Annotated in this window: 12 protein-coding genes and 2 tRNA genes; 9 read left to right on the top strand and 5 right to left on the bottom strand. The window is 44.9% G+C overall.

Translation table 11 applies throughout. The features are described from left to right. Positions 1–112 precede the first annotated feature (112 nt). The 3 genes from WHS38_02895 (at position 113) to rimO (ending at position 2,925) form a co-directional block, all read left to right on the top strand. Positions 113–1,150 carry a DNA-directed RNA polymerase subunit alpha gene (locus WHS38_02895; GenBank protein MEJ5299916.1) on the top strand — a complete coding sequence of 346 codons (1,038 nt, stop codon included), beginning with the start codon at positions 113–115 and terminating at the stop codon, positions 1,148–1,150. Continuing rightward, positions 1,140–1,508, top strand: coding sequence for a 50S ribosomal protein L17 (gene rplQ / locus WHS38_02890; GenBank protein ID MEJ5299915.1), 369 nt, complete (start codon positions 1,140–1,142; stop codon positions 1,506–1,508). The genes WHS38_02895 and rplQ overlap by 11 nt, the downstream gene beginning before the upstream one ends. A 76-nt stretch (positions 1,509–1,584) precedes the next feature. Continuing rightward, a complete protein-coding gene (rimO, locus tag WHS38_02885) occupies positions 1,585–2,925 on the top strand; it encodes a 30S ribosomal protein S12 methylthiotransferase RimO (protein ID MEJ5299914.1) in 1,341 nt (446 codons plus the stop codon). 7 nt (positions 2,926–2,932) lie between these two features. Here rimO and uvrB read toward each other — a convergent pair whose 3' ends face one another. From uvrB to WHS38_02860, 5 genes are all read right to left on the bottom strand, one after another. Beyond that, positions 2,933–4,945 carry an excinuclease ABC subunit UvrB gene (gene uvrB, locus WHS38_02880; GenBank protein MEJ5299913.1) on the bottom strand — a complete coding sequence of 671 codons (2,013 nt, stop codon included), beginning with the start codon at positions 4,943–4,945 and terminating at the stop codon, positions 2,933–2,935. 57 nt (positions 4,946–5,002) lie between these two features. Then, a tRNA-Lys gene (locus WHS38_02875) sits at positions 5,003–5,078 on the bottom strand. A gap of 25 nt (positions 5,079–5,103) precedes the next feature. Continuing rightward, positions 5,104–5,180 (bottom strand) — tRNA-Arg (locus WHS38_02870). 489 nt (positions 5,181–5,669) lie between these two features. Next, positions 5,670–7,187 carry a nitrilase-related carbon-nitrogen hydrolase gene (locus WHS38_02865; protein MEJ5299912.1) on the bottom strand — a complete coding sequence of 506 codons (1,518 nt, stop codon included), beginning with the start codon at positions 7,185–7,187 and terminating at the stop codon, positions 5,670–5,672. Beyond that, positions 7,188–8,213: a radical SAM protein gene (locus tag WHS38_02860; protein MEJ5299911.1), complete on the bottom strand. Its 1,026-nt coding sequence runs from the start codon at positions 8,211–8,213 to the stop codon at positions 7,188–7,190. Between the two features lie 163 nt (positions 8,214–8,376). On the opposite strand from WHS38_02860, the gene WHS38_02855 reads away from it, so the two are divergent. The 6 genes from WHS38_02855 to trpC all read left to right on the top strand — a co-directional run bounded on the left by WHS38_02855 (position 8,377) and on the right by trpC (position 14,612). Further along, positions 8,377–9,114, top strand: a complete 738-nt coding sequence (locus WHS38_02855; GenBank protein ID MEJ5299910.1) for a hypothetical protein — start codon at positions 8,377–8,379, stop codon at positions 9,112–9,114. A gap of 364 nt (positions 9,115–9,478) precedes the next feature. Further along, positions 9,479–10,546, top strand: coding sequence for a 3-deoxy-7-phosphoheptulonate synthase (aroF, locus tag WHS38_02850; protein ID MEJ5299909.1), 1,068 nt, complete (start codon positions 9,479–9,481; stop codon positions 10,544–10,546). Beyond that, positions 10,537–12,126: an anthranilate synthase component I family protein gene (locus WHS38_02845; GenBank protein ID MEJ5299908.1), complete on the top strand. Its 1,590-nt coding sequence runs from the start codon at positions 10,537–10,539 to the stop codon at positions 12,124–12,126. The genes aroF and WHS38_02845 overlap by 10 nt, the downstream gene beginning before the upstream one ends. Next, the gene (locus WHS38_02840; protein MEJ5299907.1) at positions 12,107–12,697 is read left to right on the top strand and encodes an aminodeoxychorismate/anthranilate synthase component II; all 591 of its coding nucleotides are present in this window, start codon (positions 12,107–12,109) and stop codon (positions 12,695–12,697) included. The genes WHS38_02845 and WHS38_02840 overlap by 20 nt, the downstream gene beginning before the upstream one ends. Positions 12,698–12,753: 56 nt before the next feature. Continuing rightward, positions 12,754–13,773 carry an anthranilate phosphoribosyltransferase gene (gene trpD, locus WHS38_02835; GenBank protein MEJ5299906.1) on the top strand — a complete coding sequence of 340 codons (1,020 nt, stop codon included), beginning with the start codon at positions 12,754–12,756 and terminating at the stop codon, positions 13,771–13,773. A 26-nt stretch (positions 13,774–13,799) separates the two neighbouring features. Continuing rightward, on the top strand, positions 13,800–14,612 hold the full coding sequence (gene trpC, locus WHS38_02830; protein MEJ5299905.1) for an indole-3-glycerol phosphate synthase TrpC: 813 nt from the start codon (positions 13,800–13,802) through the stop codon (positions 14,610–14,612). The last annotated feature ends 1 nt before the right edge of the window (position 14,613 follow it).

Raw genomic sequence — 14,613 nt, 5'->3', positions numbered from 1 at the left:
CGGTTGGGTCCCTAATGCTTCAAATGTGGTAGCAAAGGGATTTAAAAGCCGGTTTTTGTTGTCTCTAGTAAAAGAGGCTAATTTGGTGTTGATGAATTGACGAGGATACACCATGGATATAGCAAAGAACTGGAAAGAACTTATAAAACCTAAGGGTTTGAAAATTGAAAAGCCCGGCGATCCTAACAGGTATGCAAAGTTTGTTTGCGAACCTCTTGAGAGAGGTTTCGGAATAACTTTGGGCAACGCCCTAAGAAGGGTTTTGCTTTCATCCCTTAGGGGTTGTGCTATCACAAGTGTCAAGATCGAAGGTGTGGCTCACGAATTTTCCAGCATCCCCGGAGTGGTTGAAGACGTAACAGACATAGTGCTAAACCTTAAGGGCGTGCGTTTCAAATCGAAAACGGATGAACCGGCTACACTTCGTATAGAAAAAACCGGGAAAGGTGTTGTAAAAGCTGGAGATATTCATGGCAGTTCCCTGGTTACAGTGCTTAACCCCGATCATTACATTTGCACTCTGTCTAAAGACGCCCACATTAAAATGGAACTCAAGGTTAAAACCGGCAAAGGCTATGTTCCCGCAGAGCGTAACACTGAACCTAACATGCCTATTGGAACAATACCAATAGATGCTATCTTTTCACCTATTGATCGCGTAACTTATACGGTCACCCAAGCTCGAGTAGGACAAATGACAGATTACGATCGTCTCACAATGGAAGTTTGGACCGATGGAAGCATCACACCGGAAGATGCCTTAGCCTATGCCGCAAAAATCCTTAAAGATCAGTTTTCTGTTTTCATAAACTTTGAAGAGGATGTGGAAATACCTAAAGAAGAGCCACCAAAGGAAGAAAAAGTTGTATGGAACGACAACCTATTTCGCAGAGTCGACGAATTGGAACTGTCAGTTAGATCAGCAAATTGCTTGAAAAATGCTGACATTAAGTATATAGGGGAACTCGTTCAGAAGACCGAAGCCGAAATGTTGAAAACAAAAAACTTTGGTCGGAAGTCTCTTAATGAGATCAAAGAAATCCTTGCGGAAATGGGTCTGTCGCTAGGGATGAAGTTAGAGGGATTCCCAAGCAGAGAAGAGTTAGAACGAAAAGAAAGAGAGAGGGAAAAGGAAAGCTATGCGTCATAGAGTAGCCGGAAGAAAGCTGGGGAGAAAAACAGAACACAGGCTTGCCATGTTCAGAAACATGGTCACGTCTTTGCTCGACCATGAGCGAATTGTGACCACGGTGCCAAAGGCAAAGGAAATAAGGAAATTTGCTGAGCACATGATCACTCTCGGCAAGCGTGGTGATCTTCACGCCAGACGACAGGCTCTTGCCTTCGTCCGAAGCAAAAAAGTTGTTCATAAGCTCTTTGCCGAAATCGCTCCTCGGTATGCTCAGCGACAGGGTGGATACACTCGCATAGTTAAAATGGGTTTCAGGCGAGGAGATGGTTCGCCAATGTGCCTTATTGAGCTAGTAAAACCGGAAGAACAAAAATAAAATTCCCTAAGCAAGAAGGTGCCGCTTTGCGGCACCTTTAACTTTTATTCAATCCCCTCCCATAAACTCATTTCCCATGAATGTTTATTTAGTCAGCCTTGGATGCGATAAAAACCTTGTTGACAGTGAGCGAATGCTGGGAATTCTCATCCGGTCGGGATTATCACCCGTAACCGATCCAGCTCAAGCTGATATCATTGTTATCAACACCTGTGGATTTATAGAATCAGCCGTTGAAGAAGCTATCGATCACATCTTTACCTTAGCCACCTGGAAAGATAAGGGAAGATGTAAAAAAATTGTGGTAACCGGTTGCATGGTTCAACGCTACGGCAAAAAGTTAACCACTCTAATGCCCGAAGTAGATCTATTCCTGGGAACAAACCACTATGAGGACATAGCTCTGGTTTTAGATTCCAATCACCCTTCCCTTCTAGTTTCACGTCCCGATAAGGTAAGCCATCAATCTTTTCTATTCCGCGCTGTATCAACTGATAAGTCTTACGCCTATCTTAAAATATCCGAAGGCTGCAGTAACGTCTGCACTTACTGCATGATTCCCAAAATTAGAGGTCCCCTGAGAAGCCGCCCTTTGAATGACATCCTTCAGGAAGCACGAATGCTAAACGAACTTGGAATTCCTGAAATTATTCTTATAGCACAGGATGTGGCTTCTTACGGGCGAGATTGGGGAAGTTCTGATCAATTAATAAAACTCCTGGAAGCTCTTGAAACTCTAACATCTATTCGATGGATCAGGCTATTATACACATACCCGGGACACATTACTGAAAAACTGCTTGCTACTATAAAATCATCTTCAAAAATTTTGCCTTATCTAGATATACCCTTTCAACACGTTTCCCCTACCCTGCTCGCAGCCATGGGAAGAAAAAGAATAGCTCAACATCCTGCAGAAGTTATAGAAATGATCAGATCTTTCATACCTGACATAACCCTTCGCACTACCTTTATGGTCGGATTCCCGGGAGAAGGAGAAAAAGAATTTGAGGAACTAGTGAATTTCGTTGAACAAATGGAAATAGATCATATTGGTGTATTTGCTTTTTCTCCAGAACAGGGCACCAGAGCTGCTAAACTACCAAATCAAGTGCCCGACAGAATTAAGCGCACTCGACTGAAAACTCTCTACAAAATACAAAGAAAAATATCCCGAAGAAAGCTTAGACAATACAAAAGGAAAATACTTCCTATAATAATTGATGGTCCCCATCCGGACTCAGACTTGCTTTTGGCAGGAAGGCTTCCTTCTCAGGCACCTCAAATCGATGGAATCGTTACTATAACATCCGGCACTGCTAAGCCTGGTTCCATAGTTCCGGCACGGATTACAAAAACTCACGATTACGATGTAGAGGCGGAAATCCTGGATTCTTGCACAGACTTTTCAACCTAAAATAGAGTTAGCTCTGGGTCATAAGCTGAAGATATTTCAATTTTTTAATCTTGTCCCGTAGTTCTGCCGCCTTCTCAAACTCAAGTCTCTCCGCAGCTTCACGCATGGCCCGTTCCATCTCTCTTATGTGTTCATCAAGGTCTTCCCTGCTCCAACCAGCTTGTTCTTCCATAACAGCCGCGTCAGAATCACTTATCCCTATTTTTTCCTCTATTCCAGCCCTGTAAGGAGCCAAAACATCGTGGACATCCTTTTCAATGGTCTTTGGAATAATGCCATGAGCCTCATTGTAAGCAAGCTGAATCTGTCTTCGGCGATTTGTTTCCTCAATAGCCTTAGCCATGGATCTGGTAATTCGGTCAGCGTAAAGAATAACTGTTCCGTCAACATTTCGAGCGGCTCTTCCGGCAGTTTGTATCAACGATCGTTCTGAACGAAGGAAACCTTCACTATCGGCGTCAAGTATCGCAACAAGAGACACCTCCGGAATATCAAGCCCCTCCCGAAGAAGGTTTATTCCCACAAGGACATCATAGCTTCCCAGTCTGAGTTCTCGAATAAGCTCAATCCGTTCCAGCGTGTCCACATCCGAATGCATATAACGCACTCGAATCTTTAATTCAGACAGATACTCCGTGAGATCCTCTGCCATACGCTTAGTAAGAGTTGTAACAAGCACTCGCTGTCCTCTGGTAACTCGCTTTCTTATCTCTGATATGAGATCATCAATCTGATTACGAGCAGGTCTTACTTCTATAACCGGATCCACCAGACCAGTAGGTCTAATGATTTGTTCTACCACGGCATCACCACTAACCTCCAACTCATAAGGACCCGGAGTAGCCGATACGAATATTACCTGATTTACGCGGTCAATGAATTCTTCAAAAGATAGAGGGCGATTGTCGAGAGCGGAAGGAAGGCGAAAGCCGTATTCCACAAGGGTCTGCTTACGAGAGCGGTCTCCTCTATACATACCCTGAAGTTGTGGAACTGTGATATGACTCTCGTCAATAAAAAGAAGCCAGTCAGGAGGGAAATAGTCTATAAGAGTTGGGGGAGGTTCACCCGGTTTTCTACCGGTAAGATGGCGTGAATAATTTTCGATCCCCTGACAGTAACCAAGTTCAAGGAGCATTTCTATATCCAGTCTGGTTCTTTCTTCAAGACGCTGAGCTTCAAGGAGTTTTCCCTGGGCTCGCAATTCCTTAAGCCGCTCTTCGAGTTCTTCTTCGATAGACTTAACCGCCCGCTCCAGCTTTTCTCGACTTGTTACATAGTGTGTTGCAGGATAAATAGCTATTTCGGTGAGCTTACGTATAGTTTTTCCCGTAAGTGGATCAAACTCGCGGATACTTTCAACCCAGTTTCCAAAGAGTTCGATTCTAACCGCCAGATCTTCCTGATGAGATGGAAAAACATCTATCACATCACCACGAACTCTAAAGCATCCTCGCTTAAAATCGGTGTCGTTTCGCTGATACTGTATTTCTACAAGCTTTTTTATGATAGCCTCTCTGGAAGCTGTTTCATTTTCCTTCAGCCATAAAAGCATTTGTCGATATTCTTCAGGTTCTCCCAATCCATAAATACAGGAAACGCTACTTACAATAATTACATCGCGCCGCTCGAGGAGGGCTCTGGTAGCGCTATGTCGCATCTTGTCGATTGTGTCGTTAATGGAAGCATCTTTGGCGATATATGTATCGGTTTGAGGTATATAAGCTTCTGGCTGATAGTAATCATAATAGGACACAAAGTATTCAACAGCGTTGTGAGGAAAAAAGGCTTTGAATTCTCCGTAGAGCTGAGCCGCAAGGGTTTTGTTAGGAGCGATAATTAGGGTTGGGCGCTGGATCTGAGCAATAACATGAGCCATAGTGAGAGTTTTGCCCGAACCGGTTACTCCAAGGAGAGTCTGAAATTTAAGGCCCTTCTGAAGTCCCTCAACAAGCCTTTTGATGGCTTGCGGCTGATCACATTTAGGTTCCAGAAGATGATCTGTTTTGAAAAGGCTCATGATGCCTTTATTTTTCCTGATTCGATTCGCCACCATTTTTTCGAGATCTAAATAAACTGGTGGGCCGTCAGGGACTCGAACCCCGAACCAACTGATTAAGAGTCAGCTGCTCTACCTTTTGAGCTAACGGCCCAAATCGGAGATAAACCACTTTTCAATGGTACGCCCGGCAGGATTCGAACCTGCGGCCTGCGGATTCGAAGTCCGACGCTCTGTCCAGCTGAGCTACGGGCGCCTTCCAGCTAACAAGCTTGGCTTTTTTATACGTATTTTTGGCAGAAAGTCAACCTTTTTGGAGGATGTTCCATAAATTAAGTGCTCCAACTGCGTTTTGGGTTTTTGGGGCAATGTGTCAATTAGCCCTTTGCAGCAGTGAACTGCTCCCCAAAAATGAGAGACCAATTATGTAGGCAGTGTTTCTTTAATGATGTTTTAGTGTAGGGCACACGGCCGTGCGCCCCTACAATATCTTCTACACGTATAAACCTATATCGTGGAATGGCCGGTGCTACGAACATATCGCCCGCTTTTTGAACACCCTCACCTTTTTGGAGCATGTTCTAGAAATACACCGATAAAAGTGTATTGGTCGCCGAGGACGACGACCCTCTCAATATTTTCTACCGCTGTCTCGAGAGGGACGGCAGCCTTGCTGTCCGTTTTTTTGGGGCGACCGGCCAGTCGCTCCTACACTTTGGAGAGGATGTCCGAAAATTAGCACTATTTATTGTTTTTCGCCCCTTAGAAGAAGTTCAAAATCCACACGATCCTGGAAGCGTTTACACCTTGTGTGGGAAGTATCAACATTGAATAAACAGTATTCACCTCTACCAGCGATTACTTCTCCCCATCGTTCATGCCCATGCGGAGGAATCCAAATACCAGCTCCATTCGAACCACATATTGCTACTGCAATATTTTCAACTGTCCGCACCCCTCCGATGATCCTCCACTCCCCTTCAAGAAACCACTCTGATGACACTGCTATGTCACATCCCTTTTTGGCTAACGCCACAGCCACTTCGGGATGCTCGAGAACTTTAAAAGGTGCAATTGCAATCCTTGCCGGGCCAAAATCAAACTCTGGTAGAGCTCTTTCTCCACTTCCACCTGTCAGAAACTCATCATATCTAACGACATCCCCATCTTTTATCATTATGTAGCCATTTCCACTAATATACCCATCACGCCACAATATTCCGATTTGACTAACCTTGGTTACAGACCTGAGGGCTTCCAGAATTACATCGCTAGATTCGAAAGCCGGGAGAATGCATAAAGCTCCTTTCTGTATTGCTTGATGCTTCATCAATCTATTCAGGGCCTCAACAGGGTGTTCATTTTCGGCAGGCACTACACAAACAGTGGAAAGCATTCCGCAAGCCGGAAGTCCCAGAAAAGAAGTAAGATCTCGAACCGGCCATAGATTCAACGCACATTCTCTGTATAAATCCAGAGAACGGGTCTTCAGACGATCTTCTCGGTAACCGTTCTCCAGGCGACCATTTCCTGAAAGGGGAAGATCTACCAAGAAAACAGTTGAATCCTTACTGATTCCCTCAAAAATTGATCTTCCCACGGGATCATACGCACAGGATGGGGCTTCACAACAGTCCATTATGAGATCAATTCCACTTCGGTTACAAGCAACAACGAAGATCCCGTTTTCGATAGCTCTAGCACGCCACAATTCCCTTGGATCCATGCCAGATGGAGGCCAGTTTGCAAGAACTATGATCAAATCAGCTCCCCTTAGAACAGTGCAGCGTGGTATCAAGCCATAGTAAGAATCTGCGCAAATTAACACTCCCACTCGTCCCCATGGAGTTTCAAACACATTGTCCTGATAAGGACTCCCGGAACAAGCCCATCTACTTTCAGCGCTGATTTTTCTGTAGCGACAAACAACCTCACCATTGGGATTGATCACGAAAGCAGAGTTATAAATTATTCCGGTTTTATCATCTCTTTCTGCAACACCTATACATATATATACAGAAGAACCCCTTGCCACCTGAGAAAGTTTCGAAATAACCGGCCCATTTGCGGATTCAGTATAAGGTAGTATATCGCTACGGCTACGGAAGGAATACCCGGAAAGGGCAAGTTCTGGTGTCACAACAATCTGTGCACCATGGTTAATGGCTTGATCTATAAGCTTCATAAGATCGTTAAAGTTATTTTCAAATCGTTTATGAGCCACCGCAAGATGAATCAGGCCAATCCTCAATGCATTTTTCATCTATTTAAAACTCCCTTTTTGGGACATCACTTCCGATATTACCCGATATATGCTGCATATAAGATTCGCATCCTGCCCATTATAAGTTACACGGCTTGGACAATCACCAGGACAGACTTTTTCCAGTGAGCAGTCTTTACACACGCTTTCAGAAACTCTAAAGGAACCAAGAGAACCAAGCTTTTCTCTATCAAAGTTCCATACTGTTCCTGCAAAAAACTTTGGATCCCCGGCAGTTTGCCCGCAAGGGAAGATCGATCCGTCTGGCATCACAGCCATGCTTTCTCCCTTAGAAGCGTGGCAGAAAAAACTTTGGCGAAAACCAGCAAGAGCTTTTTTGAGTTTTTCCCGTTCTCTCAGAACTATCGGCACAGAGCGTCTACGATTTATCTCATCTAAAGCCATAAGGAAAGATTTGACAGATTTACGTAGTTCATTGGGTTCCGGTAGAGCAATTTCGCTACTGGAGAAAGCTCGTCCTTTCCTAACCAGAAGATCCAATCCAATTCCCTTAACTTCCTTGAATCCAGCAAGCATATAGGCAAGTTTGTCCAAAAATGGGAGATTTTGAGCTGTAACCACTGTTGTTATCCAAAAAGGCACCCTGTAATGTTCAAGGATCGCCATTCCTCGCAAGGTAGCCCCTGTTTTACCCCTTAAAACTTCGTTAATTCCAGGGGGACCATCCAGGCTAATTCCAACTTGAACTCCGTACATTTTAAATTTTTTAGCTAGATCTGGACTAATCAGGGTTCCATTAGTTTGAATCCCAACAGTATACGGCCTTGCCAGCTTCTTTCGAACACTTTCCAAGATCACATCGATTTTATTCGGCACAAGAGCAGGTTCTCCCCCGGTTATTTGAATATGAATAGGACTTTTGCCTTCACCAACGATCTCTAGGGCTTGCCTGAGGATATTCTCTGGCATATCAGTTGTATAGCAAATCTCACCGTTATAACAATACCGACACTGGAGGTTACATCTTGTAGTAACAACAAGTATTAGATAGCGGATAACTTTCATAGCTAGAGCTTCCTTTAACCTTACAGCCCTTATGGCTTAACCACAAATTCATACCATCTTCAACAACAAACTCTGGAACAGCCACAAAATTTTGTGGAAATGTCCTAAATATTGGACTATTAATTAATATCGACATAAAATTCGCTCGAGGCTAGACTTGAAAATGATTAGCGTAACATTTCTCAGAAAACTAGAAAAAGTCCCACCAGACCTTCGGGACGTCTTGATTACTCTTGTAGAAGAAATTGAGCGGCAAAGAGAGGAGTCCGTAACCAAAAGGGAATTCAACGAACTCAAGGAAATAGTTAAAAAACTCGCTGAAGCTCAAAAGAAAACCGAACATAGACTCAATGAACTCGCCGAAGCTCAAAAGAAAACCGAACATAGACTCAATGAACTCGCTGAAGCCCAGAAGAAAACTGAACAAAGACTCAATGAACTGGCTGAAGCTCAGAAGAAAACCGAGGAAGAGCTAAAAAAGCTTGTCGGGGAACATAGAAAAACCAGAGAAGAGCTTGGTAAACTTTCCCACTCGGTTGGATATGTTTTGGAAGATCGAGCTTTTGTGTATCTTCCACGATTGCTTAAAAAAGACGAAGGTATTGATGTTGAGGATCTAAAGAGAGACTTTGTAGAACTTGGGCCCGGACGATACGAAGAAGTTAACATTCTCGGGAAGGGTTACAAAGACGGAAAAACAGTCTGGATAATAGGCGAGTGTAAGAGCCAATTCAAAAAGAAAGACGTTGAAGATTTTCTTAAAAAACTTGCAAAAATAGAGCATCTTTTCCCAGGGGATCGCATACTAATTGCTGTAACTTATCAAACTCCGCCTCAAATAAGAGAGCTACTTAGAGAAAAGGGTATAAGGCTTTATTTCTCATATCAGTTTGGTTTTTAGCTTGTCGTATTGTCCAACAATAATGGAACTAAAAGCAAAGATGATAGATTTTTCATTTGATAAAGAATTTTCGAACACCTTGATTTGCTCTTGACTAACCTAATCTATTTGGATTAGAAGGATGGCTGAGGAGGCAGAAAATGGAAAATAAAAATATATCACTCAATGTTAAAAACTGGCGCTGGTGGTGGCCCATAAAAGGGACTCACCACGGGTGCGCCGTTGGGTGATTAGATTAAAATAGCAGGCAAAAGCCGTGGGAGTCCCAGAGATTCCCACGGCTTTCGTGTTTTTAAAGCCGTGGGATGATTTCCCCCACGGCTTTTTTATTTAGGAACAACTCAGTTCAGGAAGGAGAGCACCAATGTTGGTGGTAATGAAAAAAAATGCTTCCGAGGAGGACATACAAAGAGTCATAGAAAAAGCCCAAAAAGCCGGCTATGACGCTCGCCCAATACCAGGTAGAGAACGAACAGCTATTGGGATCGTAGGAAATGATCACCCCATAGACCCCGCTTTATTCGATTCCTGCCCGGGTGTTAAAGAAACCATCCCCGTCACAAAGCCATACAAACTTGTAAGTAGAGAATTCAACCCTCGTGATACAATGGTCCAGGCAGGTTCATGCTTCATAGGGAAAAACATGGAGTTTGCTGTCATCGCAGGACCCTGTGCCATCGAAAGTGAAACCCAAGCCCTAACCATCGCTCATCACGTAAAGCTTCAAGGAGCCACAATGTTCAGAGGTGGTGCCTATAAACCAAGAACATCCCCCTATTCTTTTCAAGGGCTTGGAGAAAAAGGGCTGAAGATTCTCGCAAAAGTTCGTGAAGAGACAGGTATGCCCGTTATATCTGAAGCGCTCGACCATGAACTCTTCGATATCGTGGAAGAATACTGCGATGTCATTCAAATCGGCGCGCGAAATATGCAAAATTTTTCGCTTCTCAGACGAGCCGGAAAATCCAAAAAGCCCGTATTGTTAAAACGAGGCATGTCATCAACTGTGGAAGAATGGCTTATGGCAGCCGAATATATCCTTCATGAAGGAAACAGCCAGGTTATACTCTGCGAGCGGGGAATCAGGGCTTTCGGCAACCACAGTAGAAATACCCTGGATCTCTCCGCAGCTCTCTTCGTCATGAAGGAAAGCCACCTTCCTGTGATTATTGATCCCAGCCACGCTTCAGGACGCCGAGAACAGGTTATACCGCTTAGTCGAGCCGCCTGCAGTCTTGGTGTTCACGGCATTATGGTTGAAGTGCACAACAGTCCTGAGAAAGCTCTAAGCGATGGTCCTCAGTCGCTTACTCTAGAAGAATTCGCTGAACTCATGCATCACTTGCGGATAATAAACGAAGCAATGAAAAGCCTTGAATCAAATGATCAAACCAACACATTCCAGGAAGGAGCAATTAAACAATGCGCATAAGATCGTTTCCTGATATCAACACCTTAGAACGCCTTATGGATCATTTTAGAAGGATTCCATCGGTTCAACCTGTCATTCCTTTCTTTACTGAAACGCTAGGAGACATAGAAACTCCCGTGTCCATGCTTAAGCGTGTGTATCATCGCGACGGAACTTTTCTTCTGGAAAGCGTCGAGGGAGGTGAACGATGGGGAAGATACAGCTTTCTTGGGGTTGGCACTCATTATCACATCAAAGTATTCAAAAAAACCGTTGAGATTAGCTCCTCAAAAGACAGCTCCACTATTGTGCAGGAGCACAAGGGAGATCCACTTGAAGTTCTGCGGACATTCATGAAGGGATTTTCCGCACCGCCTCCAGAGCTTTTCGATCTCTCGGCACTCCCCAGATTCTGGGGGGGACTCGTCGGATACGTCTGTTACGAAATGATCTCTTTCTTTGAACCCGTTCCAAATCTCCTCCCTGAAGATGCCGTCATGGCTCACTTCGTCCTCCCGTCAGACATCATCGTCTTTGACAATCGTCGCCATACTATAACTTTGATAAGCCTTGTGCTACCAGCCCGCGATCAACCAACGTTGGAAATTGCTAGAGAAGGTGAAGAACGCCTGGAAGAGCTTTACCAACTCATAATGAGCAAACACCTGGGCTATCTCCCTATACACTCATCACAGGTGAATTTATCCTTTGAGTTGCATTCTCCCGTTCAACCAGAAGACTTCAGAAACGCAGTTCTTCAGGCAAAACGATTTATTGCTGAGGGTGAAGCCATTCAAATAGTCCTTTCTCAGCCGTTTATCTGTTCTAACGCTCCTGATCCATGGCTTCTTTATCGCCTTCAGCGTTTCATAAATCCATCTCCCTATCTCTTCTTTTGCCGACTGGGCGATACAACTCTTGTGGGTTCATCCCCGGAAACCATGGTGAGGCTTGAAAAAGGCATAGCTTCCCTGAGACCCATTGCAGGGACAAGACCCAGAGGTGCAACAGAGCAAGAAGACCGGCGACTTTCTGACGAATTACTCCAGGACGAAAAGGAACGAGCAGAACACGTTATGCTTGTTGACCTCGGAAGAAACGATCTGGGGCGAGTCGCCGAAATGGGCACAGTGCAAGTCACAGAATACATGGTTGTGGAGCGATATTCCCACGTTATGCACCTTGTGTCTCACGTTCAGGCGGAACTTAAAAAGGGGCTTGATGCATGGGATCTTTTCAAAGCGACCTTCCCTGCTGGAACTCTTACAGGAGCGCCAAAAGTGCGAGCTATGCAGATAATCGCCGATCTGGAAGGTCGTCCTAGAGGTCCCTACGGTGGAGCGGTTGGATATGTGTCATTTCAGGGGAACATGGACATGGCGATAACCATAAGAACAGCCGCAATCAAAAACGGAGTGCTAACTGTGCAGGCGGGAGCCGGTATCGTGGCGGATTCGGATCCGGAAAGAGAAAGGCTTGAGACGATCCATAAGGCAAAAGCCATGGAAAGAGCTCTTGCAAGACTACCAGAGCTCATCCTTGCTCATACAGCAACAAACAACATAAAGGAGGATTTCATCAATGATCGTCCTGATAGATAACTACGATTCTTTTACTTACAACCTTGCCCAGTATCTCGGGGATATGGGTTGTGAACTTAAAGTCTTTAGAAACGACGCTATATCGGTGGACGAACTGATTCGGATGCGTCCCCAGGGTATTGTCATTTCCCCAGGACCTGGGCGACCCGAATCAGCAGGTATCACTATCGACGTTATAAGACGTTTTGCAGGGGTAGTGCCCATTCTCGGCGTATGCCTGGGGCATCAAGCTATTGCAAAGGCCTTTGGCGGAATCATTACCTTCGCTAGAAGGCTTATGCACGGAAAAACTTCCATGGTGACAACAGACGGAAAAACTATCTTTCAAGGCATCACCAAACCCTTCCCTGCTATGCGCTATCATTCTCTTGCCGTAGAGAAAGAAAGTCTCCCAGAATTTTTCGAAATCAGTGCAGTAGCAGATGATGGAGAAATCATGGGTATTCGTCACCGAGTTTACCCAATAGAAGGCATCCAGTTCCATCCAGAATCTATAGGTACACCCGTGGGAAAAAGAATTCTCAGGAACTTTAAAGAAATGGTCACAAACGGGAATCGGCTATCAGGCTAGCTAGAACGCACGGTTGTGCGTTCCTATAGATCAAAACTCGCTCAGGAGGAAACGCTATGTTTTCCAATGTTCTGAAAAAAATAGTTGTAAAGGAAAACCTGTCAGAAGAGACGATGATGAAAACCATGGATGAACTGTTTGAAGGAAAGCTGACTGAAGCTCAAATAGGCGCCTTTATGGCGGCACTGGCTACAAAGGGGGAAACAGCCGAGGAGCTTTCCGGTGCGGCTAGATCAATGCGAACTAAAGCAAAAAAACTTCAAATTGTGGCTTCAACTATTGTGGACACCTGCGGAACTGGCGGAGACGGAGCCAATACGTTTAACATTTCAACCACCACAGCCTTTGTGGTTGCCGGATGTGGTGTTACGGTAGCAAAACACGGTAACAGATCGGTATCGAGTTCCTGTGGAAGCGCCGATGTTCTGGAGGCTTTAGGTGTAAAGCTGGACGTGCCGCCAGAAGTAGTTGAAGAAGCGATCCATGAAATCGGCATCGGATTCCTTTTTGCCCCACTTTACCATGGCGCTATGAAACATGCGGCAAAACCTCGCAAAGAACTTGGCATCAGATCCCTTTTCAACATGTTGGGTCCACTTACAAACCCCGCCGGAGCTCACTGTCAGCTTATAGGAGTCTATGCACCAGAGCTAACGGAAATGTTTGCTAATGCTCTTAAGAGCCTGGGGGCTAGGCGAGCCTTCGTAGTTCACGGACATGATAGATTGGACGAAGTTTCAGTCTGTGCGCCCACTCGAGTAACCGAACTTGCAAACGGTATCATAAAAACCTACGATGTTTATCCAGAACATTACTTCGGCGAACGCGCAGATGAAGAATCCCTTAAGGGAGGTAACCCCACAGAAAACGCTGCTATTCTTCAGTCAATACTTAGCGGAGACGAACAGGGTCCCAAGCGAAACGTTGTGCTTATTAACAGCGCCTTTGCCTTGATGGCTGCAGGCAAGGCTGAAACTGTTCGGGAAGGGATCAATCTTGCCAGAGAAAGCATAGACAGTGGAGCTGCCTTGGGTAAGCTCAAGGCGCTGATAGACTTTACCCAATCTGCTTCCTGATCAGGATTGCTGGAGGCAAACAAGACATGACAAAATCTAATCGTCTGCAAGAAATCCTGAACTGGAAGAAGGAAGAACTCGCAGATGCAAAACGCCGCATGCCCATGAGCGGACTCATACCCAGGGCGGAAGAATTCGCAAAACTCAGGAAAAACGAACGTCCATTTCGTAAAGCCATTTCCAAAATCGGAAACGGAATTCACATAATTGCTGAAATCAAACGAGCATCGCCATCGAAGGGGCTTATTCGATCGGACTTTAGTGTGCCTCTATGGGCCAAAACTTACGAATCGGCGGGAGCATCGGCGATTTCGGTTCTTACCGAAAAGAAGTTTTTCCAGGGAAGCCTTGACGATCTTGCTACTGTGAAAAAATCTGTAGAAATTCCCGTCCTGAGAAAAGATTTTATCCTGGACACTTACCAGCTTTACGAAACTGCCGCATGGAATGCCGATGCTGTTCTTTTGATCGCTCGAATTCTTTCAGAATCAGAACTTGCTGATCTTATTGCCCTGGCCGACGAACTTTCCCTTGACGTTCTGGTTGAAACTCATGACGAAGCCGATATGGAAAAGGCTCTCAGCACCGGAGCAACCATTATCGGCATAAATAATCGCGATCTTACAACGTTTACCATCTCCCTTGAAACCACCCTTCGCCTTGCTGGATATCTTGATCCCAAGCTTCACATAGGAGTTTCCGAAAGCGGCATTCATAAGCGTGAAGACATAGAAAAGATCACAACCGGAACCGGTATTAGATGCTTCCTGGTTGGTGAGTCTATCATGAAATCAGAAGATCCGGGGCAGATGATAAAGCATTTGCGAGGGATTGATTAAC

The organism is Thermodesulforhabdaceae bacterium, assembly GCA_037482015.1.
Classification (GTDB): Bacteria; Desulfobacterota; Syntrophobacteria; order Syntrophobacterales; family Thermodesulforhabdaceae; genus JAOACS01.
This window is presented reverse-complemented; position numbering and strand designations above follow the sequence as displayed.